General features: G+C 65.5%; 24 protein-coding genes. 4 read left to right on the top strand and 20 right to left on the bottom strand.

Features of this window, described 5'->3' with window-relative positions; genetic code table 11:
- Positions 1-103: 103 nt before the first annotated feature.
- From QZ471_RS04795 to leuC, 6 genes are all read right to left on the bottom strand, one after another.
- A complete protein-coding gene (locus tag QZ471_RS04795; RefSeq protein ID WP_295461323.1) occupies positions 104-1099 on the bottom strand; it encodes an aspartate-semialdehyde dehydrogenase in 996 nt (331 codons plus the stop codon).
- Positions 1100-1175: 76 nt separating this feature from the next.
- Positions 1176-2288, bottom strand: coding sequence for an aspartate-semialdehyde dehydrogenase (gene asd, locus QZ471_RS04790; RefSeq protein WP_059232176.1), 1113 nt, complete (start codon positions 2286-2288; stop codon positions 1176-1178).
- 56 nt (positions 2289-2344) lie between these two features.
- Positions 2345-3427 (bottom strand): 3-isopropylmalate dehydrogenase, encoded by a 1083-nt coding sequence (gene leuB / locus QZ471_RS04785; RefSeq protein WP_295461321.1) that lies wholly within the window; start codon positions 3425-3427, stop codon positions 2345-2347.
- A gap of 19 nt (positions 3428-3446) precedes the next feature.
- On the bottom strand, positions 3447-4211 hold the full coding sequence (locus QZ471_RS04780) for a class I SAM-dependent methyltransferase (protein WP_295461320.1): 765 nt from the start codon (positions 4209-4211) through the stop codon (positions 3447-3449).
- Between the two features lie 45 nt (positions 4212-4256).
- A complete protein-coding gene (leuD, locus tag QZ471_RS04775; RefSeq protein ID WP_295461318.1) occupies positions 4257-4901 on the bottom strand; it encodes a 3-isopropylmalate dehydratase small subunit in 645 nt (214 codons plus the stop codon).
- Between the two features lie 11 nt (positions 4902-4912).
- Positions 4913-6337: a 3-isopropylmalate dehydratase large subunit gene (gene leuC / locus QZ471_RS04770; protein WP_295461316.1), complete on the bottom strand. Its 1425-nt coding sequence runs from the start codon at positions 6335-6337 to the stop codon at positions 4913-4915.
- 142 nt (positions 6338-6479) lie between these two features.
- On the opposite strand from leuC, the gene QZ471_RS04765 reads away from it, so the two are divergent.
- Positions 6480-7355, top strand: a complete 876-nt coding sequence (locus QZ471_RS04765; RefSeq protein ID WP_295461314.1) for a LysR family transcriptional regulator — start codon at positions 6480-6482, stop codon at positions 7353-7355.
- 122 nt (positions 7356-7477) lie between these two features.
- Here QZ471_RS04765 and QZ471_RS04760 read toward each other — a convergent pair whose 3' ends face one another.
- The 12 genes from QZ471_RS04760 to edd all read right to left on the bottom strand — a co-directional run bounded on the left by QZ471_RS04760 (position 7478) and on the right by edd (position 21096).
- On the bottom strand, positions 7478-7651 hold the full coding sequence (locus QZ471_RS04760; RefSeq protein ID WP_183629732.1) for a DUF1289 domain-containing protein: 174 nt from the start codon (positions 7649-7651) through the stop codon (positions 7478-7480).
- A 92-nt stretch (positions 7652-7743) separates the two neighbouring features.
- Entirely contained in the window at positions 7744-9144 is a 1401-nt protein-coding gene (locus QZ471_RS04755; RefSeq protein WP_295461311.1) for a carbohydrate porin, read from the bottom strand.
- 62 nt (positions 9145-9206) lie between these two features.
- Positions 9207-10418, bottom strand: a complete 1212-nt coding sequence (locus tag QZ471_RS04750) for an AGE family epimerase/isomerase (RefSeq protein ID WP_295461309.1) — start codon at positions 10416-10418, stop codon at positions 9207-9209.
- A 40-nt stretch (positions 10419-10458) separates the two neighbouring features.
- Entirely contained in the window at positions 10459-11364 is a 906-nt protein-coding gene (locus QZ471_RS04745; RefSeq protein ID WP_295461307.1) for a carbohydrate kinase, read from the bottom strand.
- Positions 11365-11492: 128 nt separating this feature from the next.
- A complete protein-coding gene (gene ugpC / locus QZ471_RS04740) occupies positions 11493-12593 on the bottom strand; it encodes a sn-glycerol-3-phosphate ABC transporter ATP-binding protein UgpC (protein ID WP_295461305.1) in 1101 nt (366 codons plus the stop codon).
- An 11-nt stretch (positions 12594-12604) separates the two neighbouring features.
- Positions 12605-13435: a carbohydrate ABC transporter permease gene (locus QZ471_RS04735; protein WP_295461304.1), complete on the bottom strand. Its 831-nt coding sequence runs from the start codon at positions 13433-13435 to the stop codon at positions 12605-12607.
- Entirely contained in the window at positions 13428-14345 is a 918-nt protein-coding gene (locus QZ471_RS04730; protein ID WP_058792075.1) for a sugar ABC transporter permease, read from the bottom strand. Before QZ471_RS04730 ends, QZ471_RS04735 begins: the two co-directional genes overlap by 8 nt.
- A gap of 133 nt (positions 14346-14478) precedes the next feature.
- Positions 14479-15741, bottom strand: a complete 1263-nt coding sequence (locus QZ471_RS04725) for an ABC transporter substrate-binding protein (RefSeq protein ID WP_295461302.1) — start codon at positions 15739-15741, stop codon at positions 14479-14481.
- 123 nt (positions 15742-15864) lie between these two features.
- Positions 15865-17313, bottom strand: coding sequence for an ATP-binding protein (locus QZ471_RS04720; protein WP_295461300.1), 1449 nt, complete (start codon positions 17311-17313; stop codon positions 15865-15867).
- Complete coding sequence (locus tag QZ471_RS04715; RefSeq protein WP_295461299.1) at positions 17303-18043, bottom strand: response regulator transcription factor; 741 nt, start codon at positions 18041-18043, stop codon at positions 17303-17305. Before QZ471_RS04715 ends, QZ471_RS04720 begins: the two co-directional genes overlap by 11 nt.
- Before the next feature lie 249 nt (positions 18044-18292).
- Complete coding sequence (locus QZ471_RS04710) at positions 18293-19270, bottom strand: glucokinase (protein ID WP_059229980.1); 978 nt, start codon at positions 19268-19270, stop codon at positions 18293-18295.
- Positions 19267-21096, bottom strand: coding sequence for a phosphogluconate dehydratase (edd, locus tag QZ471_RS04705; protein WP_295461296.1), 1830 nt, complete (start codon positions 21094-21096; stop codon positions 19267-19269). The genes QZ471_RS04710 and edd overlap by 4 nt, the downstream gene beginning before the upstream one ends.
- Before the next feature lie 136 nt (positions 21097-21232).
- Between edd and gap the strand changes: the two genes are divergently transcribed.
- Positions 21233-22237 (top strand): type I glyceraldehyde-3-phosphate dehydrogenase, encoded by a 1005-nt coding sequence (gene gap, locus QZ471_RS04700; protein WP_295461294.1) that lies wholly within the window; start codon positions 21233-21235, stop codon positions 22235-22237.
- A gap of 442 nt (positions 22238-22679) precedes the next feature.
- Here the strand turns inward: gap and scpB are convergent, their stop codons facing one another.
- Positions 22680-23423 (bottom strand): SMC-Scp complex subunit ScpB, encoded by a 744-nt coding sequence (gene scpB, locus QZ471_RS04695; RefSeq protein WP_295461292.1) that lies wholly within the window; start codon positions 23421-23423, stop codon positions 22680-22682.
- A gap of 130 nt (positions 23424-23553) precedes the next feature.
- Between scpB and QZ471_RS04690 the strand changes: the two genes are divergently transcribed.
- On the top strand, positions 23554-24540 hold the full coding sequence (locus QZ471_RS04690; protein WP_295461291.1) for a DJ-1/PfpI family protein: 987 nt from the start codon (positions 23554-23556) through the stop codon (positions 24538-24540).
- Positions 24541-24557: 17 nt separating this feature from the next.
- Entirely contained in the window at positions 24558-24761 is a 204-nt protein-coding gene (locus tag QZ471_RS04685) for a DUF1272 domain-containing protein (RefSeq protein ID WP_295461290.1), read from the top strand.
- A gap of 333 nt (positions 24762-25094) precedes the next feature.
- On the opposite strand, the gene QZ471_RS04680 is transcribed toward QZ471_RS04685, so the two are convergent.
- Entirely contained in the window at positions 25095-25499 is a 405-nt protein-coding gene (locus QZ471_RS04680) for a hypothetical protein (RefSeq protein WP_295461289.1), read from the bottom strand.
- Positions 25500-25506 lie beyond the last annotated feature (7 nt).

The following is a 25506-nucleotide window of genomic DNA, read 5'->3' as shown; positions in this document are numbered from 1 at the left end:
CTATCGACCGCGCCCTGACAGCGGCGCCTGTGTCCATCGCTGCGTGCTGCGTCAACGCCCCGTCGCTCGGGCGACCAGGGCGAAACGTTTCACGGAGTATCTTTTAGGCCGACTGTTTAAGCAACAATTCGGCCAGCTGAACGGCGGTCAGCGCCGACAATCTGACGTTGTCCGCCACCAACCAGCATTCCAGCCTCCGCGCATCCCGCGGATGCAGCCGTACCCGCCCCACCAGTACCTCTTCCCGGCCCAGGGCATCGCCCACCGCGGAAGGACAATCGACCTCTTCATCGAGCGCCAGCCCGGGCTCGTCACCCAGGGCCTCCAGCACCTGTTCCAGCGACCAGGGCTCCTTGCCCCTCAGGCTCAGCGCCAGGCTGTCGCCGAAGAACACCGGTGCCTGCAGCGCCGTGACGTCCAGTACCGGCAAGCTGCCGCCCAGTACCTGCTGACATTCGTCCAGCAGACGATGTTCCTGGGCAGTATAGCCATCCGCTGCAGGAGCACCGGTACGACCGAGCAGATTGAACGCCAGCTGGCCTTCGAACAGCCGGGACTCGACCGGGCGCCCGTTGAGCAACTCGGTCGCCTGGCGCGCCAGCTCCTCGACCCCACCGCGCCCGGCACCGGAGGCGGCGAGGCAGGCGGTCAGGGAGGCATCGGCCAGGGTATTGAGCCGCGCCAGCACCGCCGCCACGCTGGCCGCGGCCTGGGCAGCGGCCAGCGGCACCCCGAGCCAGGGCGCGGCGGGCAGGTTATCGAGGCGCTCGCCGTTGATGCGCGGCAGTACGGAAAGCGCGGCGGAGGCGCCGCTGAGATCCAGTGCGGCGCAACCGGCGGCGGCCAATTGCGGCCGCAGGCTTTCCACCACGGCGGCCGGTGCGGCGAGAATGACGATGCCGACCTGAGCGAAGTCGAAACCTTCGAGCCCCGTGACTCTCAGGTTGCTGCCTCGGAAGGGCAGATTCTGCCCCGCCGATTCACCACTGGCGAGCAGGTGCAGGCGCCCGAGGGGCACGTCACGCTCGTCCAGCAGCTCGCGAATGGCTTCGCCGTAGGCGCTGGTCGCGCCCACGAGGGCGATATCTCTGGCAGTCATGATAGGCGGTCCAAAACGAAAGAGGGCCGCACTTTACTGGCGGCCCTCCTCTACTGGCAAACGTTATGCCGACGGTTCACTGCTCGAGCAGGATCCGCAGCATGCGCCGCAGCGGCTCGGCGGCGCCCCACAGCAGCTGGTCGCCGACGGTGAAGGCGCCCAGGTACTGGGAGCCCATGTTGAGCTTACGCAGCCGCCCGACCGGCACGCTCAGGGTGCCGGTGACGGCCGCCGGCGTGAGTTCGCGCATGCTGACGTCGCGGTTGTTCGGCACCAGCTTGACCCAGGGATTGTGCTGACTGATCAGGCCGTGGAGGTCGGACAGCGGCACGTCCTTGTTCAGTTTGATGGTCAGCGCCTGACTGTGGCAGCGCATGGCACCGATACGCACGCAGATGCCATCCACCGGGATGGGATTCTTGAAGCGACCGAGGATCTTGTTGGTCTCGGCCTGGGCCTTCCACTCTTCGCGGCTCTGGCCGTTAGGCAATTCCTTGTCGATCCAGGGGATCAGGCTGCCGGCCAGGGGGACGCCGAACTGTTCGGTGGGGAAGGCCTCGCTGCGCAGGGTCTCGGCGACCTGGCGGTCGATGTCGAGGATGGCGCTGGCCGGATCGGCCAGGCTGTCGGCCACGGCGGCGTGGGTCGCGCCCATCTGGCGGATCAGCTCGCGCATGTTCTGGGCACCAGCGCCGGAGGCGGCCTGGTAGGTCATGGCGCTCATCCAGTCCACCAGACCGGCTTCGAACAGCCCGCCCAGGGCCATCAGCATCAGGCTGACGGTGCAGTTGCCGCCGATGAAGTCCTTGCGGCCATCGGCCAGGGCCTGGTCGATGACGCGACGGTTGACCGGGTCCAGCACGATGACGGCGTCATCCTGCATGCGCAGGCTGGACGCCGCGTCGATCCAGTAGCCTTTCCAGCCGGCCTGGCGCAGCTTGGGGAACACCTCGCTGGTGTAGTCGCCGCCCTGGCAGGTGAGGATGACGTCGAGGGTCTTGAGCTCGTCGATGCTGTAGGCATCCTTGAGCGGCGCCACGCCCTTGCCGATGGCGGGACCTTCACCGCCGACGTTGGAGGTGGTGAAGAACACGGGCTCGATCAAGTCGAAATCCCGTTCTTCGAGCATGCGCTGCATGAGCACGGAGCCCACCATGCCACGCCAACCGATCAGACCTACACGCTTCATCGCTACTGCACCTTTATTGTCTTGAGGACGGCCGCCGCCCCTGGCGGCCGATCAGATTAACGCCTTACGAGGGCGGCGACCACTGCCTCGCCCATTTCGCGGGTACCCACCCGCTGCTTACCTTCCGACCAGATGTCGCCGGTCCGCAGCCCCTGGTCGAGCACCTTGCCCACGGCGGTCTCGATGGCTTCTGCAGCTTCGGCGGCGCCGAAGGTGTATCTGAGCATCATGGCTACCGAGAGGATGGTCGCCAGCGGATTGGCCACGCCCTGGCCGGCGATGTCCGGCGCCGAGCCGTGGCAGGGTTCGTACATGCCCTTGTTGTGGGCATCCAGGGAGGCCGAGGGCAGCATGCCGATGGAGCCGGTGAGCATGGAGGCTTCGTCGGAAAGGATGTCGCCGAACATGTTGTCGGTGACGATGACATCGAATTGCTTGGGCGCGCGGACCAGTTGCATGGCGGCGTTGTCGACGTACATGTGGCTGAGTTCGACGTCCGGATAGTCCTTGGCCACCTCCTCCACCACTTCGCGCCACAGGCGGCTGGATTCGAGCACGTTGGCCTTGTCCACCGAGCACAGCTTCTTGCCACGCAGGCGGGCCATGTCGAAACCGACACGGGCGATGCGGCGGATCTCGCCTTCGCTGTACGGCAGGGTATCGAAGGCCTGGCGCTCGCCATTCTCCAGTACCCGGGTCTCGCGCGGCGAGCCGAAGTAGATGCCGCCGGTCAGTTCGCGGACGATGAGGATGTCCAGCCCGGACACCACCTCGGGCTTGAGGGTGGAGGCCTCGGCCAGTTGCGGATAGAGGATGGCCGGGCGCAGGTTGCCGAACAGGCCCAGGGCGGAGCGAATCTTCAGCAGGCCGCGCTCGGGACGTATGTCGCGCTCGAGCTTGTCCCATTTGGGACCGCCCACGGCACCCAGCAGCACGGCATCGGCCGCACGGGCACGTTCCAGGGTCTCGTCGGCCAGGGGCACGCCATAACGGTCGATGGCGGCGCCGCCCAGGTCGTCATGGACCAGCTCGAAGCCCAGGTCGTAGTCGTAATTGACCTTCTCCAGCACCTTGACCGCTTCGGCCATGATCTCCGGACCGATGCCATCGCCCGGCAGGATGAGGATCTGCTTGCTCATTGTCTTTTCCTGTTCCAAATCAGATGGGCTGGGCCCAGAGAACCATGACGTCGACGGTGAAGGAGCCGTCGTGGTCGATTTCGAAATACTGGCGCACTTCCTGGCCGATCTTCTTCTGCAGGCTACGGATGGCCTGGCACTGCGGCTCGGGCGTGCGCATGCGCTCGGTCCAGCTGGCGAAGTTCAGATGCAGCCGCTGGCGTACGCAGCGGGTCACGCCGAGGCGGGCGGTATCCAGCAGGCGGTGCCATTCGGCCAGGGAGTAATCCCGGACGTGACTGATGTCACGCAGGATCTCCACGGTCTGCAGGTAGGTGTCCAGGCGCGGGTTGGCCGGCGAAACCACGTCGATGATGGCCATTTCGCCCCCGTGTCGCAGCACCCGGCGCACTTCGCGCAGGGCCGCGCCGATGTCGCGCCAGTGGTGGGCGGAGTAACGGCTGAAGACGAAGTCGAAGCTGGCATCGCCGAACGGCAGGTGCTCGGCCATGCCGGGCTGGACGCTGATGTTGTCCAGCCCCTGCTCGGCGGCGCTGCGTTTGACCACCGAGAGCATCTCTTCGGCCAGGTCCAGGGCGACCACCTGCCCGGCCACGGGTGCCACATTGTAGCTGACGTGACCGCCACCGCAGCCGAGGTCGAGGACCTTGGCGTTCTCGCGCCGGGCGACCGCGTCGCGCAGTTCGAGGAGCTCAGCGCCCTGGGCGTGGACGGCACTGGTCAGATAGGCCTCGGCGGTGGCGCCGAATTGCTGCTGTACGTGTTGCTCGTGTTCACCGCTCATGGAGCCTCCGGGAGAGCGCCGATCCGCAGGGATCGACGGTTGGGTTCAGGCGCTGGGAAACATCCAGGGACTGCTCTGGCGATAGCGGGCCTCGAAGCTGGCGATGGCGTCGGCATCCTGCAGGGTCAGGCCGATGTCGTCCAGGCCATTGAGCAGGCAGTGCTTGCGGAAGGCATCGATCTCGAAGGGCAGCGCCACGCCGTCGGGACGGCGCACGGTCTGGCTCTCGAGGTCGACCACCAGTTGGTAGCCCTCATTGGCCTCGACCTGGCGGAACAGCTCATCCACATCGTCATCGCTGAGGATGATGGGCAGCAGGCCGTTCTTGAAGCTGTTGTTGAAGAAGATGTCGGCGAAGCTGGGCGCGATCACCGAGCGGAAGCCGTAGCCATCCAGGGCCCAGGGCGCGTGCTCGCGGCTGGAGCCGCAGCCGAAGTTCTCGCGGGCCAGCAGGATGCTGGCGCCGGCATAGCGCGGCTGGTTGAGCACGAACTCGGGGTTGAGCGGCCGCTTGCTGTTGTCCTGGCCGGGCTGACCGACATCCAGGTAGCGCCACTCGTCGAACAGGTTGGGGCCGAAGCCGGTGCGCTTGATCGACTTGAGGAATTGCTTGGGAATGATCTGGTCGGTGTCGACGTTGGCGCGATCCAGGGGCGCGACCAAACCGGTGTGCTGGGTGAAGGCTTGCATGGTCAGGCTCCTCAGGCGTTGGCGAAGTCACGGACGTCGACGAAACGACCGGCGATGGCGGCAGCGGCGGCCATGGCCGGGCTCACCAGGTGGGTACGGCCACCGGCGCCCTGACGGCCTTCGAAGTTGCGGTTGGAGGTGGAGGCGCAATGCTCGCCACTCTCCAGGCGGTCGGCGTTCATCGCCAGGCACATGGAGCAGCCCGGTTCACGCCACTCGAAACCGGCTTCGATGAATACCTTGTCCAGCCCTTCCCGCTCGGCTTGGGCCTTGACCAGGCCGGAGCCCGGCACCACCAGCGCCTGCTTGAGGGTCGCGGCAACCTTGCGGCCCTTGGCCACGGCGGCAGCGGCACGCAGGTCTTCGATACGGGAGTTGGTGCAGGAGCCGATGAAGACACGATCCAGGACGATGTCGGTGATCGGCTGGTTGGCCTTGAGGCCCATGTATTTCAGGGCGCGCTCGATGGAACCGCGCTTGACCGGATCGGCTTCGCGGGTCGGGTCCGGCACCTGCTGGTCGACGGCCAGGACCATCTCGGGCGAGGTGCCCCAGCTGACCTGCGGCTTGATCTGGGTAGCGTCGAGTTCGACCACGGTATCGAAGTGGGCATCGGCGTCGGACACCAGGCCACGCCATTGCGCCACGGCGGCTTCCCAGACGGCACCAGTAGGGGCGAAGGGACGACCTTCGACGTAATCGATGGTGGTTTGGTCCACGGCGACCATGCCAACCCGGGCACCGGCCTCGATGGACATGTTGCAGATGGTCATGCGGCCTTCCATCGACAGGGCACGGATGGCGCTGCCGGCGAATTCGATGGCATGGCCATTGCCGCCGGCGGTGCCGATCTTGCCGATGATGGCGAGGACGATGTCCTTGGCGGTGACGCCGAAGGGCAGCTCGCCCTCCACCTTCACCAGCATGTTCTTCATCTTCTTGGCCACCAGGCACTGGGTAGCGAGCACGTGCTCGACCTCGGAGGTGCCGATGCCATGGGCCAGGGCGGCGAAGGCGCCGTTGGTGGAGGTGTGGGAGTCACCGCAGACCACGGTCATGCCGGGCAGGACAGCGCCCTGCTCCGGGCCGATCACATGGACGATGCCCTGGCGCACGTCGTTCATCTTGAACTGGGTGATGCCGAAGTCGTCGCAGTTCTCGTCCAGGGTCTTGACCTGGATGCGCGAGGTCTCGTCCTTGATGGAGTCGAGGCCTTCCTTGCGATCCGGGGTGGTGGGCACGTTGTGGTCGAGGGTCGCGAGGTTGGCGTCCAGGCGCCAGGGCTTGCGGCCGGCCAGACGCAGGCCTTCGAAGGCCTGGGGCGAGGTCACTTCGTGGATGATGTGGCGGTCGATGTAGAGCAGTGCGGAACCATCGTCGCGCTGCTTGACCAGGTGCATATCCCAGAGTTTGTCGTAGAGCGTCTTGCCAGCCATGGATCGATTCCTCATCAGGCGTGGAGCGGCACGGGCCTTTGGCATGCCCTTGGTGCTTGTGGGGTCAAAGATACCGCGCTAGGCTCGCATGAAACAAATTCATCTTTTTCATGAAGCGCATAACCAACAGGAATTCGAAGTCGTGGACCTCGCCAATCTGAATGCTTTCGTCGCCGTGGCCGAAACGGGCGGCTTCTCCGACGCCGGCGAGCGCCTGCACCTGACTCAGCCAGCGGTGAGCAAGCGCATCGCCGCCCTGGAGCAGCAACTGGACCTGCGCCTGTTCGATCGCATCGGCCGCGAGGTCAGCCTGACGGAAGCCGGACGCGCCCTGCTCCCCCGCGCCTATCAGATTCTAGGCGTGATCGATGACACTCGCCGTGCCCTGACCAATCTCAATGGTGCCATCGGCGGCCGCCTGACACTGGCGACCAGTCATCATATCGGTCTGCATCGGCTACCGCCGATCCTGAGGCGTTTCACTCGGGAGTATCCGGAGGTGGCACTGGATATCCGCTTCCTGGATTCGGAAGCCGCCTACGACGAGATCCTGCATGGGCGGGTGGAGCTGGCCATCATCACCCTGGCGCCCCAGACCGCGGCGCCGATCAAGGCGGTGCCGGTGTGGAGCGATCCGCTGGATTTCGTGGCGGCCCCGGAGCATGCGCTGGCCAATCAGGAACAGGTCACCCTGGCCGACGTGGCGCGGCATCCGGCGGTATTTCCCGGCGGCAATACCTTTACCCGGCTGATCGTCCATGGGCTGTTCGATGCCCAGGGGCTAACGCCCAATATCGCCATGAGCACCAACTACCTGGAGACCATCAAGATGCTGGTATCCATCGGCCTGGCCTGGAGCGTGCTGCCGCGCACGCTGCTGGACGATCAGGTGCACCGCCTGCCGTTGCCGGGGATTCAGCTGGAACGACGGCTGGGGTACATCCTGCATACCGAGCGCACCCATTCGAATGCGGCGCAGGCGTTCATGGGGCTGTTGGATGAGGTGGAGCAGGAGTAGCGGGTTCGGGGGATGCCTGTTGTTTGGCCAAGCGTCTCAGGCATCTGTGGTCGCGGCCGTGGGACGCTCCTACGGGTTAGCTCTGTACCTGTAGGAGCGGCCCAGGGCCGCGATTAGGGAAACTATCCTTTCTTGAGCTTCTTCAAGCGCTTCTTCGACTTGTCGATGACTTCCTTGCGCTCGCGGTCCTTCAGTTCTTTCCATCCCTTGATCTCTGAGCGTTTGCGGCCACATCCCTGGCAGACTTCGTCTTTGATCTTGCACTGGCTGATGCAGGGACTTTCGACCTTACCCACGGCAACCTCGGAAATGAAAAAGGCCCTGCAGTATAACCACTGCAGGGCCTTGGCCAGCGCCATCCGGCTGGAGGGAGGGCTATGGGGGCGATTTAGAAAACCGCTTGAACCTTCAGGCCACCTACCACGGCATTGTCGACCTCACGCACACCACCCGGATTCTTGATGTACTGCAGGTTGGGCCGCAGGGTCAGCCAGTTGGTCACGTGGACGCCATAGTAGATCTCGGCGTCGTACTCATTGTGCTGCAACGGGGTGTAGGCCGGATCGTCGTAATCCGTGGCACCGGCGGCCTGGTTGAGGGCGCGCTGGTTGTCGCGGAAGTCGCTGTTGGTGCTGATGCGGGCGACGCCGAAGCCGATGTCATCCTTGGGACGACCGTCGAAGGGGCCCTTGTACACCAGGCCGGCCTGGACGTAGTTGCTGACCTTGTTGACGTCCTTGGCATGGGCGGTGAAGTTGGCGAAGACCGACAGGCCGCGGCTCGGGTCATCGTTGTGCGCGGTGATCTGCTGGCGCGCCACGACCCAGTAGCCGTGCTTGCTGGAGTGCTCCTTGTAGTCCAGCCCGGTAAGGGCGGCGGAGTTGCCGTTGACGTCTTCGTAGACGTCGTCGGCCTTGGCGGTGCTGTAGTAGTAGCCGACGCGGTATTCGCCCGGCAGGCCATTGACCTTGGGCGACCAGACCATCTCCACCGGCAGGACCGCACCCTTGGTGCCGCTGCCATTGAGCTTGAAGCCGTTGCCGGTCTCCAGCAGCGAGGGGTTCTGTTCGTAGGCACCGACCTGGACGAACAACTCGGGGGTCAGGGCGTACTTGACGCGCAGGGCCCACTGGCTGACCGGCCAGTTGTACCAGACGCCTTCCCAGTTGCCGACCTGGGAGCCGCAGAACGCCAGGTTCTGGAAGTCGCACTCGAAGGAGTTGAAGTCCTCGCCCTCGCCGAAGCGACCGGCCTTGATGTCCAGGCGGCCGTCGAAGAAGCCCTTGGACAGCCACAGCTGGGTCAGACGCCAGGTCTGGCCACGGCCGTAGACTTCCTGCACCGAGGAGTAGCCACCGACGCGCGGATCGGTGATGCGGTCGTCGGTGAGGTTGCGGCCGTCACGGGAGGTGATGGCGACCTTGAACACCGAGTTCTCCCAACCGGCGATCTTGTTCATGTCGCCCCACAGGCCGAACATGTACTGGGAGCTCCAACGGCCGGTGCGGTCGTCGTCATAGCCGCCGCGCAGGTTGGTGGCGCCCTCACCGACGTATTCGAGCTTGATGTCCCAGCCCTTGTCGCGCAGGTCCTTGCGCACACCGCCCCAGTCGCCGGTCATGGTGTTGCCCAGCGGCTGGAAGGCAGCCTCGGTGTTGTTGACGCCGCTGAAGTTGCCACCGGGGTTGGCCTGGGGCGCCGCCTGGGCACCCGCGGCGACCGCCAGCGCCAGCAGCGACACCAGGGGCAGCGCACGCCCCGGACGATTCTTGTGGTTTTGCTTGTTCATTACTGAGATCCCTTTTTATTGAAGTGATGACACCCAGGGCCCGAAACCCGCGTCTCTAATACTTACGGCAGGACGTTGAGGACTTCGTAACAGGCACCCATGGTGTGGTAGTCGACCTTGCCGGCCGGACTCTTATCGTCGGAGTACTTGAGGTTCCGACGGTCGAGCAGGCGCCACCACGCGCCGTGCTCGTGATCGATGAAATGCGTCCAGCTATAGCGCCAGAGCGCCTCATAGTGTTCCCAGTAGCGTGCCTCGCCACTGCGCTCCGCGAGCAGTGCCGCGGCGGCCAGGGCCTCGGCCTGCACCCAGAAATACTTGTCCGGATCACAGGGCGAGCCATCCGGGGCGAAGCCGTAGTAGAGACCGCCGTGCTCGCCATCCCAGCTCAGGCGCCAGGAGATGTCGAACAGCGCCTTGGCCCGCGGCAGCAGCCAGGGCTGGGGACGATGACGCTCGAGGATCAGCAGCAGCTTGGCCCATTCGATCTGGTGCCCCGGCTGGAACCCCCAGGGCCGGAACAGGTTGGCCGGATCGTCGCGGTTGTAGTCCCAGTCGATGGACCAGTCGCTGTGGTAGTGCTCCCAGATCAGACCACCAGGGACCTCGTCGGCTACCCCGCCCTGCCCTAGGGTCAGCGCCGCCTGGCGCTGGGTCATGTTGCGCGCCAGGGTCTCGGCGCGATCCAGGTAGCGCACCTCGCCGCTTGCTTCGAAGGCGGCCAGCAGGGCTTCGCAGGCGTGCATGTTGGCGTTCTGGCCACGGTACGGCGCCACGGCCTGCCAGTCGGCGCTGATCTCGTCGACATAGAGGCCATCGGCTTCGCGCCAGAAATGGGTTTCCAGGGATTCCCAGGCTTCGCTCAGCCAGCCGCGGGCTTCCTGGATGCCCGCCTGCAGGCCGTGGGCATAGGCCAGCACCACGAAGGCCAGGCCGTAGCAATGGTTGGTGCCATCTACCACGCTGTCGCCGTCGAGCAGCCAGGCATAGCCGCCATTGGCCTGGCGATGCCGCTCGCGCAGGTATCTCAGGCCGTGGCGGGTCGCTTCCAGAAAGGCCGGATCGCCAAAGTGCCGGTAGGCCATGGCGAAATCGAAGACGAAGCGGGTGCTGGAGACCAGATGGCGGGTCTGGCGGTCGTAGATCGTCCCGTCGTCCTTGAAGAAGTGATAGAAGCCGCCTTGCGGATCGACACAGCGGGGATGGTAGAACGCCAGGGTCTGGCGGACGTGCTCCAGCAGGGTGTCGCGACGACGAAAATCGGGGAAGTCCATCGGGTTTCCTTGGCGGCTATTGTTGTTGTGGGAACGCGTTCTAGTGGGGGCTCACCTGCAGCAGGGCTTCGACGTCGGCACGGGTCGGCGCATAGGCGCCGGCATGACGGCAGGACACCGAGGCACTGGCCGCGGCGAATCTCAGGCGCTGCTGCAGATCGGTCAGGCCCAGCAGGCCGGAGGCCAACCAGCCGGCCATGCAGGCGTCGCCGGCCCCCACGGTGTCGGCCACGTCCACGGCGATGGCGGCCTGCTGCCACTCGCCTTCCGGCGTATAGAGCACCAGGCCGTGTTCGCCGCGGGTGAAGAGGATGCGGGCATGGGGATTGAGGGCGCGCAGTTCGTCCAGCGCAGCGCGCTCGTCCAGGCCCGGATAGATCTGGCGGATGTCTTCGTCGGACAGCTTGATGTCGTCGGCCAGGCGCACCAGCTCGGGGAAGGTCTGCTGGCGATAGCGCTCGTCCATCAGGTTGCGCCAGTTGGGATCGTAGCTCAGCCGCTTGCCGGCGGCCTTGGCCTTGCGCGCCAGGTCCAGCAGGGTGTCGGCCAGCGGATAGCGGGCCAGGCTGATGCAGCTGAAATGGCAGACCTCGGCGGCGTCCAGCCAGCCTTCCGGGAGCAGCGCCGGATCGAACTGGAGATCGGCTTCGCCGGCGAAGAAATAGCGCGGCGGACGACTCGACGGCACGATGGCCACCAGGGGATCGGCGGCGACGCGCTGCAGGAAGCGGGTATCGAGACCGGCGGTTTCCGACTGCCAGGCGATCTCGTCACCCAGGCCGTCCTGGCTGATGGCGCCGCCGAAGGCGCTTTCCACGCCCAGCCGGGACAGGCCACGGGCCACGTTCCAGGGGGCACCGCCCGGATAACCCCGCCATTCGCCAGGATTACCCTGGACGATGTCGGTGAGGGCTTCGCCAAAGACCACGACGCGGGGTAGTGCCATTCTTGTTCTCCTGTCTGTCACGGCGGCCGGAGGTACACTCCTGGCCTATGGTAGGGCCGCGACCCGACGTCAGGCGCGGCGGCGGGCGGACCTTACCATTGCTGTAACGTTTCAGCCACGAGCGCCCTTCAAGAAAGTCGACGACCGCTCGCAGGATCGAACAGCACCGCCCGTCGCGAATCGATCCGCCACAGTACCTGGTCGCCGGCCCGCGGCGCTTCGCCCGGGGCGACCCGGCAGCAGACCTTCGTACCGTTCCACTCGGCGTACAGCAGGGTATCGGGACCGGTCGGCTCGACCACCTGGATCCGCGTCAGGATGCCTGGCACCGCGCTGTCCGCCGGATGCGCCGACTGGATCTGCTCCGGACGCACCCCAAGGATAGCCTCTCGCCCCGCGAGCGACGGATCCAGCTCGGGCAAATCCACCTGGCTGTCGCCGGTATCGCCGGTGACGCGGGCGACCACCCTGCCCTCGCGCGCTTCCAGGCGCACCGGCACGAAGTTCATCGGCGGCGAGCCGATGAAGCTGGCGACGAAGAGATTGGCCGGGTCGTTGTAGATCTCCTCGGGGGTGCCGAATTGCTGCACCTCGCCGTCCTTCATCACCGCGACGCGATCGCCCAGGGTCATGGCCTCGATCTGGTCATGGGTGACGTAGACGGTGGTGGTCTGCAGCCGCTGGTGCATCAGCTTGATCTCGGTGCGCATCTCCACCCGCAACTTGGCGTCGAGGTTGGACAGCGGCTCGTCGAACAGATAGAGCTTGGGCCGCCGGGCCAGGGCGCGGCCCATGGCCACCCGCTGCTGCTGGCCACCGGAGAGCTGCGCCGGCTTGCGCTCAAGCAGGTGCTCGATCTGCAGCAGCTTGGCGACTCGCGCCACCTCGGCGTCGATCTGCTCCTTGGGCGTCTTGCGGATCTTCAGGCCGAAGGCGATGTTCTCGCGCACGGTCATGGTCGGGTAGAGGGCGTAGGACTGGAACACCATGGCGATGTCCCTGTCCTTGGGCTCGACCTGGGTGACATCCTCCCCATCCAGGCAGATGGCGCCGCTGCTGATGTCCTCCAGGCCGGCGATGGCATTCATCAGGGTGGATTTGCCGCAGCCGGAGGGTCCGACCAGGATGAGGAACTGGCCGGCATCGATGCGGATGTCGATGCCCTTGAGGGCTTCCTGGGCGGCGTTGCCATAGGTCTTGCGTACGCTTTTGAGTTCGAGAGCTGCCATGGTGGCCTTCCTTATCCTTTGACCACGCCCGAGGTCAGGCCCCGGACGAAATACTTACCCGCGAAGATGTAGACCAGCAGGGTCGGCAGCGCGGCGATCATGGCGGCGGCCATGTCGACGTTGTATTCCTTGGCGCCGGTGCTGGTGTTGACCAGGTTGTTGAGGGCGACGGTGATGGGCTGCGATGAGCCGCTGGCGAACACCACGCCGAACAGGAAGTCGTTCCATACCTGGGTGAATTGCCAGATCAGGCTGACCATGACGATGGGCGTGGACAGCGGCAGCAGGATCTTGAAGAAGATGGTGAAGAAGCCCGCCCCATCAAGTCGCGCTGCCTTGATCAGGGCGTCGGGAATGCCGACGTAGTAGTTGCGGAAGAACAGCGTGGTGAAGGCCAGGCCGTAGATCACGTGCACCAGCACCAGGCCGGCGGTGGTGTTGGCCAGGCCCAGTTGGCCGAGGGTGAAGGACATCGGCAGCAGGATCACCTGAAAGGGAATGAAGCAGCCGAACAGCAGCAGGCTGAACAGCAGATTCGAACCGCGGAACTGCCACTTCGACAGGGCGTAGCCGTTGAGCGCGCCGATGAAGGTGGAGATGAGCACCGCGGGCACGGTGATCATGAAGGAGTTCCAGAAGTAGCTGTGCACCACGTCCCAGGCCTTGATCCAGCCGATCACCGTCCAGTCCAGGGGCAGGCTGAGCAGGTTGCCGGTGCGGACATCGTCCGGGGTCTTGAAGCTGGTCAGCAGCATCACCAGCAGCGGCACCAGATAGACCGCGCAGGCGATGATCAGGGTGGCGTGGATGGCCACGCGATTGACGTTCAGAGCCTTAGCCATTTCGCTTGCTCCGCAATTCCGAGTAGAGGTAGGGCACCAGCACCGCCAGCACCGCGCCGAGCATCAGCACCGCACTGGCCGAACCCAGGCCCATCTGGCCACGGGTGAAGGTGTGCTGGTACATGAACACCGCCGGCAGGTCCGAGGCGTAGCCGGGGCCGCCGGCAGTCATGGCCATCACCAGGTCGAAGCTCTTGATGGCGATGTGGGCGAGGATCATCACCGCGCTGAAGAACACCGGCCGCAGGCTGGGCAGGACGATGCGCAGGTAGATGGTTGGCAGCCCTGCCCCGTCGACCTGGGCAGCTCTGAGGATGGAGGAGTCCACCCCGCGCAGCCCGGCGAGGAACATGGCCATGACGAAGCCCGAGGCCTGCCAGAGGGCGGCGATCAGCAGGCAGTAGATGACCCGGTCGGGGTCCACCAGCCAGTCGAAGCGAAAGCCTTCCCAGCCCCAGTCGCGCAGCAGCTTGTCCAGCCCCATGCCGGGATTGAGCAGCCACTTCCAGGCGGTGCCGGTGACGATCATCGACAGCGCCATGGGATAGAGGTAGATGGTGCGGATGAAGCCTTCACGACGGATGCGCTGGTCCAGCAGGATGGCGAAGAAGACACCGATGGCCAGGCTCAGCAGGATGAACAGGCCGCCGAAGATCGCCAGGTTCTTGCAGGCCACCAGCCAGCGATCGTTTTCCATGAGCCGTGCGTACTGGGCGAAGCCGGCGAAGTTGTAGCTGGGCAGGAAGCGCGAATTGGTGAAGGAAATCACCGCCGTCCACAGCATGTAGCCATAGAGGCAGACGACCATGGCGATGGCTGTGGGCGCCAGCACCAGCTTGGGCAGCAGGCGCTGCAGCCGGTCCGGACGTCGACTGACGGTCGCGACGGGAAGGGTTTCGGTAAGAGCCATGGGGCGCTCCCAGGGGTGGTATTATATGAGCTTCGGATAGCTGGGTTATCGCGGCCATGGGCCGCTCCTACAGGTAGATCGGGCATCTGTAGGAGCGGCCGCATCGGCGGACCGCCATGGCCGCGATTGGCCCTTACTTCGCAGCCTGGATGGCGGCGACCAGTTGCTCGGTGGCCTTCTTCGGATCGGCATTGGCGTCGTTGAAGAAGTTGGTCACCACATCGAAGATGGCGCCCTGCACGTAGCTGGTGTTGGCCATGCTGTGGGCCATGCTCGGCTCGGCCTTGCCGTCGGCGTTGGCGGCCTGGAAGTCCTTGGCGGACTGTTGGGCGCAGCTGTCGAACTTGCTCAGGTCGATGTCGTTGCGCACCGGAATGGAGCCCTTGTTGAGGTTGAACACCTCCTGGAAGGGCTTGTCGATGACGGTGCGAACCAGGTCGTCCTGGGCTTTCTGGTTGTCCTTGTTCTTGATCTTGAACATGGCCAGGGAGTCGATGTTGTAGATGAAGTCGCCCTGGGTGCCCGGCATCACTACGCATTCATAGTCGACGCCTGGTTTCTTGCCGGCGGCGGCGAATTCGGCCTTGGCCCAGTCGCCCATGATCTGCATGCCCGCCTTGCCCTCGATGACCATGGCGGTGGCCAGGTTCCAGTCACGGCCGGCGGCGTTGGGATCGACATAGCCCTTGATGCGCTTGAAGGTCTTGAACACCTCGACCATCTTGTCGCTACGGATGGTGTCGGCATCGGTCTGCACGAAGACCTTGTCGTAGCCTTCCGGCCCCATGATGGCCATGACCAGGGATTCGAAGATGGTGCCGTCCTGCCAGTTCTGGCCGCCATGGGCCAGGGGCACGACGCCGGCGGCCTTGAGCTTGTCGGCGGCCTCGAAGAATTCGTCCAGGGTGGTGGGGACCTTGGCGCCGGCCTTCTTGAAGACGGCGGGGTTGATCCAGAGCCAGTTGATGCGGTGGATGCCGGCCGGTACGGCCACGTATTCGCCGTCGTGCTGCATGGTCTGGGCCACGCGCTTGGGCAGGATGCCGTCCCAGTTGCCCTGCTTGGCGATGTCGCTGATGTTGGCCAGGAAGCCCATGCTGGCCCATTCCTGGATGTCCGGCCCCTTGAGCTGGGCGGCGGACGGCGGATTGCCGGAGACGGCGCGGGTCTTGAGTACGGTCATGGCGGCTTCACCGGCACCACCGGCCACTGCGAAGTCCTTCCAGGTATCGCCCTGCTTCTGCATCAACTGCTTCAAGACATCGACGGCGCGAGCTTCGCCACCGGAGGTCCACCAATGCAGCACCTCGACCTCACCGGCGTGGGCGGTCAGGGGGGCGGCGATGGCGGCGCAGGAAAGGGAAACGGTGAGAGCGAGACGATTCAACGCATTCATGGGGGGTCGTTCCTTGTTGTTTTTTTATTGGAGCTGGGCCGAGTCTAGTCAGACGAATGCAGCCGTGGGTAACGAAGGGAAAGAGATTTGTCACGGGCTGGTGACATAGCGTCACCCCAGTATTCAGCTGCGCGGCAGGGTCAGGGTGACCCTCAGACCGCCCTCGCGGCGATTGCGCAGCTCTACCTCGCCACCATGGGCGTGGGCCAGGTTGCGGGCGATGCCCAGGCCCAGGCCGTAGCCCTGGCGGTCGGTGGCCAGGCGGACATGGGGCTGGAAGACTTGCTCCAGTTCCTGCTCGGGCACCCCCGGACCTTCGTCGTCGACGTGGAGGACGAAGGTATGGCCGTCGTCGTCCACCTGCAGGTGGGCGCGATAGCCATACTTGAGGGCGTTGTCCAGCAGGTTGCCGATGCATCGCTTGAGCGCCAGCGGCTTGCCCAGCAGGCTGCCGCGGACCTCGCCGGTGAGGATCACCCGTGGCGGGTGCTCCTGGGTGAAGGGTTCCACCAGTTGCTCGAGCAGCGCCTGCAAATCGACCGGCTCCAGATTCTCATGGATGTCGGTATCCTTGACGCATTGCAGGGCGCCCTTGACCAGTAGGTCCAGCTCGTCGAGATCGCGCACCAGCTTGGCCTGCATCACCTCGTCGTCCACCAGTTCGGCGCGCAGGCGCAGCCGGGTGATGGGGGTGCGCAGGTCGTGGGAGATGGCGCTGAACAGCTGGGCGCGCTCGTCCAGGTAGCGGGCTATGCGTTCCCGCATGGCGTTGAAGGCACGGGTGACCTCACGGATCTCCTGGGCGCCCTCCTCCCGTACCGGCGGCGTATGGACTTCCAGCGACAGCTCCCGCGCGGCGCGCGACAGCCGCTTGAGCGGGCGACTCTGCCAGCGGATCAGCAGGCCGATGAACAGCAGCAGGAAGGCACTACTGAAGACCATGAACAGCAGCTGCTGCAGCGGCAGCCAGGATTCGTCCAGGCTGTAGTAAGGCGCCGGCATCAGGGTCGCCAGGTACACCCACTCCCCTTCGCCGATACGGATCTGGGTCACCAGCACCGGCGGCTCCAATGGCTCCAGACTCAGCGCATAGTGCGCCCAGGAGCGCGGCAGTTCGTCGAGTGCCACGGCGCCATTGAACAGGCGCAGCTGCTGCGGACCGATGAACTCCACATACATGGGCATGGTGGCGCCCAGGCGTTCGCGCAGCACGGTCTCGACCTCCTGGAGCACCGCGCGCCGTCCCGGGGTCGCCGGCAGCGCCTGCATGGTTAGCGGCTTCTCGTTGAGCGAGACGAAGAAGCGCGTGCCGCCCATGTTGCGCAGCTGCTCCAGTACCAGTGGTCGATATGCCGGGGGCAGCAGGCTGAAATAGCGCACGCTGGCGGCGATGGAATAGCCCAGGCTGCGCGCTGCGCTCTGCAGCCCCTGGTTGCGGTCGCTGCGCAGGGACGCGGACCAGAACAGCGCCGAGGCACCCTGGGCCAGCAGGACTGCCAGCAGGGTCAGCAGCAGCATCCGGGCGAGCAGAGAACGCGGCACCAGCCGCGCCAGCGGACCGCTACACCGCATCGGCGACCAGTCCGTTGACCTCGGCGGCGAGCAGGTAACCGGAGCCGCGCACGGTGCGGATCAGCCGCGGCGACTTGCCGGTGTCCCTCAGGCGCTGGCGCAGGCGACTCACCGCCATGTCGACGATGCGCTCCAGGGGCAGCACCTCGCGGCCGCGGGTGGCGTTGGCGATGGTGTCGCGGTCGAGGATCTGCTGGGGATGGTCGAGGAACAGCTTGAGCAGGGTGAAGTCGGCGCCGGAGAGAATGACCTCCTCGCCGTCGCGGTGGAACAGGCGGTGACTGACCGGATCCAGCCGCCAGTCGTCGAAGGTCAGCAGGCCGGTGGCGGCCGGACGCGTTTCGCCGAAGCCGGCCCGGCGCAGCAGCGCCTTGATGCGGGCCAGCAGTTCGCGGGGGCTGAAGGGTTTGCCCAGGTAGTCGTCGGCGCCCAGCTCCAGCCCGATGACCCGGTCGGCTTCGTCGGAACTGGCGGTGAGCATGATGATGGGCACCTGGCGACAGCTCGACTGCTCACGCATCCAGCGGCAGAGGGCGAAGCCGTCTTCACCGGGCAGCATGACGTCGAGGATCAGCAGGTCGGGGACGAAGTCGCCCAGGGCGCGGCGCAGTTCGCGGCCATCGCCGACGGCGCGCACCCGATAGCCGGCACGGGTGAGATAGGCGTCGAGAAGCTCACGGATTTCCCTGTCGTCGTCGACGACCAGGAGGGATTTGCCCAGGGTGGACATGGCGATGTTCGCTCTTGTTGTTCTGGCCCAGGGGCCAGCTACCGGTAGTGCCGGCAGCATACCGGGGCCAGGCGACCTTGAGTAGTCGCCCGACCCCGGGGGTGGATCAGAGCCTATTCAAAGGCTCGCGAGCTAGAGCCAAACAAGGCAAAAATGGCTGAGGAAGCGGAGTTTACGAGTGGTAAATGAGCATTCCGAAGCCATTTTTAACGCAGTTTGGCCGACGCGCAGCAGACTTTGAACAGGCTCTTAGACCTGCCGCGCTTCGGCGATGGTCTGATCCAGGGCAACGCCGGCACCGAACAGCCCCGGATACTCGGCGGTGACGAGCCAGGCCGGGATGTCCTTCAGGTAGGCGCTGCTGGTCTTGCCCTTGTCGGCGAAGGCATGGGCGAAGGCCCCGCTCTGAAAACGCTCGACGAAGCGCGGCAGGATGCCGCCGGCGATGTAGACGCCACCCAGGGCGCCCAGGGTCAGGGCGGCATTACCGGCGACCCGCGCCAGCCAGATGAAGAACTGCTCCAGCACCGCATCGGCGTAGGGATCGCCCTTGAGCGCCAGCTCGCAGATGTCCGCCGCGCTGTGCAGGGCGGCGGTACGGCCGTCCAGCTCGCAGCTGGCGTGATAGAGGTTGACCAGGCCACTGCCGGACACCACACGCTCGGCGGAGACGTGGTTGCCGAACTGGCGCTTGAGGATCTTCCAGATATCGAATTCACGCTGGGTGTTGATCGGCAGGTCGACGTGACCGCCCTCGCTGGGCAGCACGATCCAGCGATCCTTGCCACTCGGTACCAGGCTGGCGAGGCCCAGGCCTGTGCCCGGCCCGATCACCAGGCGCGGGCGGGTCGGCAAGGCGATGCCGTCGCGCACCTGGACGCAGTCCGCCGGGTCCAGGCGGGCGATGGCCCAGGCCATGGAGGTGAAGTCGTTGATCAGCAGCAGATGGGTCAGGCCCAGCTCGCGGCAGAACTGCTCGCGCTTGATCACCCAGTGATTGTTGGTGAAACGGAAGTCGCCCTCGCCCACCGGACCGGCGCAGGCGAGGCAGACGGCGGTAATGTCGTCCAGCGCCACGCCGGTCTGCGCCAGGTACTTGCGTACCGCGTCTTCCGGGCAGGCGTAATCCGCACAGGCGAAGACCTCGATGGCCTCCAACCGACCTTCGCGCCAGAGCGCGAACCGCGCGTTGGTGCCTCCGATGTCTCCGACCAAAGCCAAACTCATTTCAGCGCCTCCAGGCTGGAAGTGAATGCACTGGCACCCGATTCGGCCGTGCTCATGGCGCCGCGCATGAAGGCGAACAACTCACGACCACAACCCACCCCGGTGCCCTGGGGCGCTTCGACCGCCTGGCGCGCCGTCCATTCGTCCGCCGGGACCAGAATCTTCAATTCGCCGGTACGGCCGTCGACGCGGATGAGATCGCCGTCACAGACCTTGGCCAGCGGGCCGCCATCGACGGCTTCCGGGCAGACGTGAATGGCCGCCGGGACCTTGCCCGAGGCACCGGACATGCGGCCGTCGGTGACCAGCGCCACCTTGAAGCCGCGATCCTGCAACACGCCGAGGTAGGGCGTGAGCTTGTGCAGTTCGGGCATGCCCAGGGCCTTGGGCCCCTGGAAGCGCACCACCGCGACGAAATCACGCTCCAGCTCGCCGGCCTTGAAGGCCTCGGCCAGCTCGCTCTGGTCGTGGAAGACCCGCGCCGGAGCTTCCACCAGCTGGTGCTTGGGCGCCACGGCGGACACCTTCATCACGCCACGGCCGAGGTTGCCCTGCATCACGCGCAGACCGCCTTCCTCGTTGAACGGCCGGCTGGCCGGGCGCAGGATGTCTTCGTCCAGGCTCTCGGCGCTGCCGGTACGCCATTCCAGCTTGCCGTCGACCAGGAAGGGTTCCTGCAGATAGTGCGACAGGCCGTGGCCCATGATGGTGTTGACGTCTTCGTGGAGCAGCCCAGCTTCGAGCAGGGTGCGGACCATGAAGTTGACGCCGCCCGCGGCGTGGAAGTGGTTCACGTCGGCCTTGCCGTTGGGATAGACCTGGGCCAGCGTCGGGGTCACCGCCGAGATCTCGGCCATGTCGTCCCAGGTCAACTGGATGCCGGCGGCCTGGGCGATGGCCGGGATATGCAGGGTGTGGTTGGTCGAGCCGCCGGTGGCGCTCAGGGCCACCACCGAGTTGACGATGGCCTTCTCGTCGACGATCTCGCCCAGCGGCATGAAGTTGCCGCCCTGACGGGTGATGCGGGTCACCTGGCGTGCGGCTTCGCGGGTGAGTTCGTCGCGCAGCGGGGTGTAGGGATTGACGAAGGAGGAGCCCGGCAGGTGCAGACCCATGATCTCCATCACCACCTGGTTGGTATTGGCGGTGCCATAGAAGGTGCAGGTGCCGGGGCTGTGGTAGGACTTCATCTCCGATTCCAGCAGCTCTTCGCGGGTCGCCTTGCCCTCGGCGAAGGCCTGGCGCACACGCGCCTTCTCCTTGTTGGAGATGCCCGAGGGCATGGGGCCGCCGGGGACGAAGACCATCGGCAGATGACCGAAACGCAGGGCGCCGATCATCAGGCCGGGAATGATCTTGTCGCAGATGCCCAGCAGCAGGGCGGCGTCGAACATGTTGTGCGACAGCGCTACCGCGGTGGACATGGCGATGACTTCGCGACTCGCCAGGCTCAGCTCCATGCCGGCCTCGCCCTGGGTGACGCCATCGCACATGGCCGGCACGCCACCGGCGAACTGACCGACGGAGCCGATCTCGCGCAGGGCCTGCTTGATGATCTCCGGATAGTGTTCGTAGGGCTGGTGAGCCGACAGCATGTCGTTGTAGCTGGAAACGATGGCGACGTTCGCTTGGTCCATCAAACGGAGGCGCTGCTTGTCCGTCGACGAGCCGCATCCGGCGACGCCATGGGCGAAGTTGGCGCATTGCAGTTTGCCGCGTTGCGGACCGTCGCTGGCGGCGGCCCGGATCATGGCGAGGTAACGCTCACGGGTCGGACGACTGCGTTCCACCAACCGCTGTGTGACTTCGAGGACGCGAGGATGCATGGTTTTGATTCTCCACCGGGCTAAATTTGTTGTTATTTAAAACATTCACAGCCAAATTGGCGCTATTATTCCGCTTAGCACGCGTCATGTGTAATGTTTTTTACAACAAAACCCAGCTATCGCGAGGTTTCTCTCAATGAGTATTCGTATTGCCATCAATGGTTTTGGACGCATCGGCCGCAACGTGCTGCGGGCGCTGTATACCGAAGGCTATCGCCAGGACCTGGAGGTCGTCGCGATCAACGACCTGGGCGACGCCGCCATCAATGCGCATCTCCTACAGTATGACAGCGTTCATGACCGCTTCCCTGCCGAGGTGTCCGTCGAGGGCGACAAGCTGGTGGTCAACGGGGATCGCATCGCCGTGACGGCCATCCGCAATCCGGCCGAGCTGCCCTGGAAGGAGATGAAGATCGACGTGGTGTTCGAGTGCACCGGTCTCTTCACCAACCGCGACAAGGCCGCCGCCCACCTGGAAGCCGGTGCCTCCAAGGTCATCATCTCCGCGCCCGGCAAGGACGTGGACGCCACCATCGTCTATGGCGTCAACGACAACATCCTGCGCCAGTCGCACCAGATCATTTCCAACGCCTCCTGCACCACCAACTGCCTGGCGCCGGTCGCCCAGGTGCTGCAGCGCGAGCTGGGCATCGAGAACGGTCTGATGACCACCATCCATGCCTACACCAACGACCAGAACCTGTCGGACGTCTACCATTCCGACCCCTTCCGCGCGCGCTCGGCCACCCAGTCGATGATCCCGACCAAGACCGGTGCCGCCGAGGCCGTAGGCCTGGTACTGCCGGAGCTGCAAGGCAAGTTTAGCGGCATGGCGGTGCGCGTACCGACCATCAACGTGTCGCTGGTCGATTTGACCATCCTGACCGCCAAGGAAACCGACGCCAAGACCATCAACGCCTTCATGAAGGCGGCGGCCGAAGCCTCGCCGGTGCTGGGCTACAACGACAAGCCACTGGTCTCCATCGACTTCAACCACAACCGCCTGTCGTCGATCTTCGATGCCAACCACACCAAGGTGAGCGGCAAGTTGGTGAAGATCATGGCCTGGTACGACAACGAGTGGGGCTTCTCCAACCGCATGCTCGATACCTGCAAGGCGCTGGTCAACGCACCGGCCTGAGGTCTGTAGGACTCAGCTGAAAAAGCGCCTTCGGGCGCTTTTTTCGTTTTGGGGCGGGATGGATGTAGCGGGGTAGCAGCGGAAGGTTATCGCGACCGCTCCTGTGTCGGCTTGGAACGCTGATCGCGGCCATGGGCCGCTCCTACAGGATCTCAGTCTCTTGTAGGAGCGGCCCATGGCCGCGATAGTCCAAGTCAGAGCGGTCGCTACGGCGCACGGGCATGGCCGCGATACGCCTCAGAAACGTAGAAAGCCGTAGCGTGGAAAACGGCGCAGCCTTTTCCACTTGGCATTCACCGTGAACCGTGCCCTCACCCCAGCCCTCTCCCCAAGGGAGAGGGGGCTATCCGAGCGAGGGGTCGTGTCCCGGAGTCGGGGGCCGTCGTGGCCGCTAAGGATCTGTAGGTAGGGCTGAGCGCAGCGAAACCCAACAGGACTCAACTCAGCCCTCGTTTTCCTCGTCCACCGCCTGCCGCAAGTCATCGAAATCGGTCTTGAGGCCGGTCTCCATGGCGTCCAGCTCGGTGAGCAGGGTGCGGAAGCTGGTGCGTTCGGGGATCACCAGGGTGCCCTCCTCTTCCTCCGCACTTCCCACTTCCAGGGCGGCCAGGCTCAGCTCCGGGTCCTCCAGCACCGAGGCCGGCTCGGGTTCCAGCTGGCGGACCTCGGCCAGGGGCGGCAGTTGGTCGAGGCTGCGCAGGTCGAAGTAGTCGAGGAAGGTCTTGGTGGTGGCGAACATGGCCGGGCGGCCGGGGACGTCGCGATAGCCGACCACGCGGATCCAGTCGCGCTCCAGCAGCGTCTTGACGATCTGGCTGTTGACCGCCACGCCGCGCACCTCCTCGATCTCGCCGCGGGTGATGGGCTGGCGATAGGCGATCAGCGCCAGGGTCTCCAGCATGGCGCGGGAATAGCGCGGCGGGCGCTCTTCCCAGAGTCGCCCGACCCAGGGGGCGTACTTTTCGCGGACCTGCAGGCGGTAGCCGGAGGCCACCTCCTTGAGTTCGAAGCCGCGTTTGCGGCAGGACCCGCCGAGCACGGCGAGACCGGCGCGCAGGTGGGCAGGCTCGGGGCGCTCGTACTCGTCGAAGAGTTCGGCTAGACGCTCCAGGGTGAGCGGGCGGCCGGCGGCGAGCAGGATGGCTTCCAGCAGGGGAGCCAGTTGCTTGGGATCGGTGTAGTTCATGGGCGGCGATGATAAGGCCAGGCGCCGATGGCGCCAAATCGGCGCGAACTGGCCGGATTCGTGGGGTCTTTGGCCTTGTCGCCAGTCGGCCCAGGAGGGCATGCTCGACGCACTACCCTGGAGAGCCACCATGCCGCTGATCGCCGCCCTGCTCTATCCCGACGTCATGAGCCTGGACGTCACCGGCCCGCTGCAGGTGTTCGCCTCCGCCAACCTGGAGCGCGAGCGCCAGGGACTGCCCGCCTACTATGAGCTGAAGCTGCTGGGCGCTGCCGAGGGATTGGTGCGCACCTCCGCCGGCATCGGCATCCAGGCGGAACAGAGTTGGTACGAACTGGACCTGACGCAGCTGGATACCCTGCTGATTCCGGGCGGAATGGGCATCAACGCCTTGCGCGAAGACGCCGGCCTGAAGGCCTGGCTGAGGGATCTCGAACCCCGGATACGCCGCCTGGGCTCGGTGTGTTCCGGCGCCCTGCTGCTGGCCAGCGCCGGCCTGCTCGATGGCCGCCGCGCCACCACGCATTGGGCCTATGTCGAGGAGCTGGACGCCTTCCCCGCCATCGAGGTACAGGGTGACCGGCTGCATACCTATGATCCTCTGGGGCGCGATGGTGATCCCCACGTCTTTACCTCAGCGGGTGTCACGGCGGGCATCGATCTGGCGTTGGCCCTGGTGGAGGCCGACCTTGGCCGGCCCCTGGCCCTGGCGGTGGCGCGGCGCCTGGTGATGTTCCTGCGCCGCCCCGGTGGCCAGGCGCAATTCAGCGCCTGCCTCGCGCCGGACCCGGGCCGTACGCCGCGACTGGCCGCCCTGCTCGACTGGATTCCCGGCCACCTGGGCGAAGACCTGGGCCTGGAGCGCCTGGCCGAACGAGCCCACATGGCGCCGCGGACCCTGTCGCGGCTGTTCAGCCGCGAGGTGGGCATGGGGCCAGGGCGTTATGTCGAGCAGGTGCGTTTGGAAACCGCTCGGGTACTGCTGCAGGACGGCCAGGCCTCCATCGCCACAGTCTCGCGCCTGTGCGGCTTCGGCCATCCGGAAAATCTGCGACGCACCTTCCACAAACACCTGGCGGTCAGCCCCCAGGATTACGCGGCGCGCTTCGGCGCCTGAGCCAAGGAGAGAGCACCATGCTGGAGATGCGCACCACCTGCGAACACTGCACCGCACCCCTGCCGGCCGATAGCGAGCAGGCGCTGATCTGTTCCTATGAGTGCACCTTCTGCGCGGACTGCGTGGCGGGCCCCTTGCAGGGGCGCTGCCCGAATTGCCAGGGCGAACTGGTACGCCGGCCGCGGCGGCGGGCCAAGGAAGCGGGGATCAGCGGGGAGTAGCGCCGGTGGCGCGGGTTGGTAAGGTATCGCGGCCGGGGTTGCGCGCTTTCACTGGTATCGCTGCCCGAATTGACGGGGGGATCGCGGCCATGGGCCGCTCCTACAGGTGGAGGTGCGACGGTTGATCTGATCTTGCCGTGGCTGATGGAAATGGACGCCCGCTCGGATAGCCCCCTCTCCCGCTGGGAGAGGGTTGGGGTGAGGGCGCACGCCGCGCAACGAGGTCATCCACGGCAAAGGCTGCGCCGTTTTCCACGCGACGGGGCTGCACTGAGGTTGATCATGGCCATGGCGTTCCGCGATGGCCGGCGCTGGACCCCATATGCCAAGCCGCTAGAGCGGCAGCACGGCCAGCAGCCGCTCGCGCCTGAGTTGCTGCAGACGGGCGATGAGATCGCGCGGAGGCGTTCCCCAGCCCGCGGTGAAGTGCAGCAGTCGCTGACCGGCGACCGAGCCGAGCCATTCCAGCTCCTGGGTGCCATCCGGCTCGACCACCAGCAGCAGGCAGTCACTGCCCAGCCGGCTCAGCAGGCTCGTGGCCCGGCTGTGCGGGCCACGGTCCGTCCAGTCCTCGTGCAGTGCGGTGACGTCCTCCAGCTGTAGCACCGGCAGTTCACTGCAGCTGGGCAGGCCGGCGTGCAGGTCAGCCGTCACGGCGGCGTCGAGGCCGCCGTGCAGGATGACCAGCGCCACGGCCGGTCGGGAGTCGGCCAGACTTGTCCATTCGTGGAGCGTCATGCTGAAC

It is taken from the genome of uncultured Pseudomonas sp. (assembly GCF_913774235.1).
Taxonomy (GTDB): domain Bacteria; phylum Pseudomonadota; class Gammaproteobacteria; order Pseudomonadales; family Pseudomonadaceae; genus Chryseomonas.
The sequence above is the reverse complement of the archived record's forward strand: the minus strand, read 5'-3'. Positions and strand labels throughout refer to the sequence as shown.

Coding starts and splice junctions, on each gene's coding strand:
- QZ471_RS04795 (WP_295461323.1), bottom strand. CDS start 1,099: ATGACTGCCAGAGATATCGCCCTCGTGGGCGCGACCAGCGCCTACGGC.
- asd (WP_059232176.1), bottom strand. CDS start 2,288: ATGAAGCGTGTAGGTCTGATCGGTTGGCGTGGCATGGTGGGCTCCGTG.
- leuB (WP_295461321.1), bottom strand. CDS start 3,427: ATGAGCAAGCAGATCCTCATCCTGCCGGGCGATGGCATCGGTCCGGAG.
- QZ471_RS04780 (WP_295461320.1), bottom strand. CDS start 4,211: ATGAGCGGTGAACACGAGCAACACGTACAGCAGCAATTCGGCGCCACC.
- leuD (WP_295461318.1), bottom strand. CDS start 4,901: ATGCAAGCCTTCACCCAGCACACCGGTTTGGTCGCGCCCCTGGATCGC.
- leuC (WP_295461316.1), bottom strand. CDS start 6,337: ATGGCTGGCAAGACGCTCTACGACAAACTCTGGGATATGCACCTGGTC.
- QZ471_RS04755 (WP_295461311.1), bottom strand. CDS start 9,144: ATGAACAAGCAAAACCACAAGAATCGTCCGGGGCGTGCGCTGCCCCTG.
- QZ471_RS04750 (WP_295461309.1), bottom strand. CDS start 10,418: ATGGACTTCCCCGATTTTCGTCGTCGCGACACCCTGCTGGAGCACGTC.
- QZ471_RS04745 (WP_295461307.1), bottom strand. CDS start 11,364: ATGGCACTACCCCGCGTCGTGGTCTTTGGCGAAGCCCTCACCGACATC.
- ugpC (WP_295461305.1), bottom strand. CDS start 12,593: ATGGCAGCTCTCGAACTCAAAAGCGTACGCAAGACCTATGGCAACGCC.
- QZ471_RS04735 (WP_295461304.1), bottom strand. CDS start 13,435: ATGGCTAAGGCTCTGAACGTCAATCGCGTGGCCATCCACGCCACCCTG.
- QZ471_RS04730 (WP_058792075.1), bottom strand. CDS start 14,345: ATGGCTCTTACCGAAACCCTTCCCGTCGCGACCGTCAGTCGACGTCCG.
- QZ471_RS04725 (WP_295461302.1), bottom strand. CDS start 15,741: ATGAATGCGTTGAATCGTCTCGCTCTCACCGTTTCCCTTTCCTGCGCC.
- QZ471_RS04720 (WP_295461300.1), bottom strand. CDS start 17,313: ATGCGGTGTAGCGGTCCGCTGGCGCGGCTGGTGCCGCGTTCTCTGCTC.
- QZ471_RS04715 (WP_295461299.1), bottom strand. CDS start 18,043: ATGTCCACCCTGGGCAAATCCCTCCTGGTCGTCGACGACGACAGGGAA.
- QZ471_RS04710 (WP_059229980.1), bottom strand. CDS start 19,270: ATGAGTTTGGCTTTGGTCGGAGACATCGGAGGCACCAACGCGCGGTTC.
- edd (WP_295461296.1), bottom strand. CDS start 21,096: ATGCATCCTCGCGTCCTCGAAGTCACACAGCGGTTGGTGGAACGCAGT.
- gap (WP_295461294.1), top strand. CDS start 21,233: ATGAGTATTCGTATTGCCATCAATGGTTTTGGACGCATCGGCCGCAAC.
- scpB (WP_295461292.1), bottom strand. CDS start 23,423: ATGAACTACACCGATCCCAAGCAACTGGCTCCCCTGCTGGAAGCCATC.
- QZ471_RS04690 (WP_295461291.1), top strand. CDS start 23,554: ATGCCGCTGATCGCCGCCCTGCTCTATCCCGACGTCATGAGCCTGGAC.
- QZ471_RS04685 (WP_295461290.1), top strand. CDS start 24,558: ATGCTGGAGATGCGCACCACCTGCGAACACTGCACCGCACCCCTGCCG.
- QZ471_RS04680 (WP_295461289.1), bottom strand. CDS start 25,499: ATGACGCTCCACGAATGGACAAGTCTGGCCGACTCCCGACCGGCCGTG.